General features: G+C 45.9%; 2 protein-coding genes and 1 pseudogene. All 3 read left to right on the forward strand.

Annotation, left to right across the window (positions count from 1 at the left end; all coding sequences use genetic code 11):
- Positions 1-432, forward strand: a pseudogene (locus tag ACFIK2_RS07085) (baseplate assembly protein); the annotation flags it as partial.
- Positions 432-1538, forward strand: coding sequence for a phage tail protein (locus ACFIK2_RS07090; protein ID WP_375677077.1), 1107 nt, complete (start codon positions 432-434; stop codon positions 1536-1538). The pseudogene ACFIK2_RS07085 and the gene ACFIK2_RS07090, both read left to right, overlap by 1 nt.
- A 21-nt stretch (positions 1539-1559) precedes the next feature.
- The coding region (locus ACFIK2_RS07095) for a DUF4815 domain-containing protein (RefSeq protein ID WP_375677078.1) at positions 1560-2765 on the forward strand (1206 nt) is incomplete at its 3' end.

The following is a 2765-nucleotide window of genomic DNA, read 5'->3' on the forward strand; positions in this document are numbered from 1 at the left end:
GTTTACCGTAAAGGCAAAGACCCAACCATCTATGTTGCTCTTTTTGGCAACAATGAAGAAGGAACAGCCTCTGAAGATCTCTTACAAACAGTTTCACAAGCTCTTCACAGAAAAAATATCATCATGACCAATGATACAATCATTGTTCACGCTGCTGTCAAAAAAGTGCTGGATTTAGAAGCAGATGTTTGGCTGTTACCGGAAACATCTTTGAAAATTCTCACGACAATGGAGGCAAATTTAAGAGCAGCATGGAGACAAGAACAAGCCATTGGTCGTGAATTAAGCCTCTCGTGGTGGGTTTCAAAACTGATGATCCCTGGTGTCCAAAAAGTGATTGCCATTACACCCACAAAGGACAGTGCAGTTTGTGATGAAGAAATCTTATCGATTGGCAAAATCACCTTAAACTTCAAAGGGCGTGCACGCTAATGGTTGGTTCCCTCCTCCCCACCCATGCAACAGAATTTGAGAAACGCCTTGCCGATGCTTGCGACTTTCATCAAGATGTTGATGGGTCTGTTTTGGGGATTTCACGTGCAAAACTAATCACACGCCCTCCCCGCTTTTTGCCATGGTTGATTGAAGAATATGGACTTGGTGAACTTTCGCCTTATGTTCCAAACCTCTATGATTTGATTGACCAAGGGCTTGCATGGCAGCGGATACGCGGGTCTGTTATGGCAATAGAGATGGGGTTGAGATGGTTAGAGATGACAGCCCGCTTTATACCCGCTTGGTCTGGGCGTGCTTGGTGGAATTCCTTTCAACTGTACTTTGACAGCCTCCCTAAACAAAGCAGCCTTGAAGCCATTGAAGCAATCACAGATCTCTCCAAAAGTTTGCGCTCTGATTTTCGTCGTGGTGTTGCGGGGTATGATGTGCAAGCTTTGGAAGCCAATATGTCACGCCTTGATGACAGCATGTTGGATTTCGAGAGCGGTATCCGTTTCACAGCTGGGGGAACTTTGTTTTCCTTTGGACGCACGACAGAGATAGAATGCGTTCTCACAAAAGAAGAAGGCAAGCTTATTGGCAATTGGATAGATGACTTTGACGAGGAGTTAAGCTGGAACCAAATTGATTACCCATGGGATTTGGCAAATTTTCCGTGGTGTTCGGTCAAAAAACATGAACGTGATATCCTCATGGCAGAATGGTTTAGCAACCGTCCCCTTTATTTGGCTTTAAGAGACGCAAACAACACTCTGATTGGGTATCGCCGATGCTATGCTGTAGCGCCTGTAGAGCAGGTTTTAGAGGGTGTCTATAACCATTGTGGCAACAGATTTAATCCTTCCCCAACCGGCACTCTGTTGTTTCTGGCAGCCCGCACAGATTTTGAAGATGTTGAGGACAAACAAGCCGCCTCTGTTTCCCTTCTCGTTCATGGCTCTCTTGCACAACAAACCCCTCCTGGCAAACTTTGGTTAGGATTTGGTGAACTACGTGGTGGTGTAGAGATACTCAAAACGCCTGTCACTATTCCTTTGCGTGCCGATGTTCGCGAACAATTTAAGATTTTATTGAGGTTTTAACATGAAGCATGAANCGGTGAATTGAATGAGGTTCAAACCATCATCAGGGGGCGTCATGACCGTTTGGGGCGCCTTGTGGCACAAGAAGGAGACCGCGTTGAACGGGCTGATGCTTTTGTCAACAAAGAGACAAGGACTGTCACGTTAACAGAGGGCAAAATTTATATTGCAGGGGATATTTTTCCCGTCTGTGATGCTGTTCTCACCCATGTTTCTATGGTGGGTCGTATAGAAATTGGTGTTAAGCTACAAAAGAAATGGGTGACCTATGAAGATAATCCAGAGCTGTTGGGGCAAGTGCCAGGCTCCTTGGCAGAAGGAGAGCCCGGAGCCGCACGCGAAGTAGCAAAACTTGTTTGGGCTCTCAAAGAAGATAACCAGCAAGGGACTTTTTTTCCGGTCTATATCTTACAAGATGGCGTTTTGATTGATCAAAAATCGCCCTCACTGCTTGAACCGGCCATGCAAGCCATTGCGACGTACGACCGTGCCCATGGACATTATATCGTCAAGGGTTGTCGAGTAACAGCTTTGGGACAAGAGGGACAAAAGCAAGTCTTTAGCATTCAAGAAGGAGAAGCCAATATCAATGGTTTCAAACGCAAACGCTTAGCAGCTTTGCGCCATGAAGAACTCGAGGACTTTTCGACAAGCGTTGTTCCAAGCGAAACGCATATTTTTGCGCCCCCAAAAGGGAAAAACAGTTTCACCTTTAAACCCTATTATTTTCCTATTGCCGATATTCAATCTCTTTTGTTGACAAAAGAAAAGACCGTTAACGTCACCCGCGGTGCCGTTGCTGCTGGGCGTGATGGGGTGCCGGATAAAAGCATCACCTCTTTTATCAAAATTGTTCAAGGAACTAAGGAATTTAAAGAAGGAACGGATTTTAAAAAAACCGGAGACACCATTGATTGGGCACCGGTGGGAGACGAACCTTTAGCAGGGAGCAGCTATAAGGTGACTTATCGCTATCGCGCAAAAATCACGGCTGATAAAGTAACAGCGCAGGAAATCACTGTCTCAGGGGGTGCGGAGGGTGGTGATATTATCGTCAGTTATACTTACAAATTACCCCGCATTGACCGTATTGGTCTCAACACGGGGGGCAATGTGGTTTACATCAAAGGTATCTCAGTAGACCAACCCATGGCACCCAGTGTCCCTGATGATGTGTTGTCCCTTGCAACCATTACCAACAATTGGCTTGAAACGCCGGTTGTGGTC

Source organism: Bartonella sp. AP88XZML (assembly GCF_042195565.1).
Classification (GTDB): Bacteria; Pseudomonadota; Alphaproteobacteria; order Rhizobiales; family Rhizobiaceae; genus Bartonella.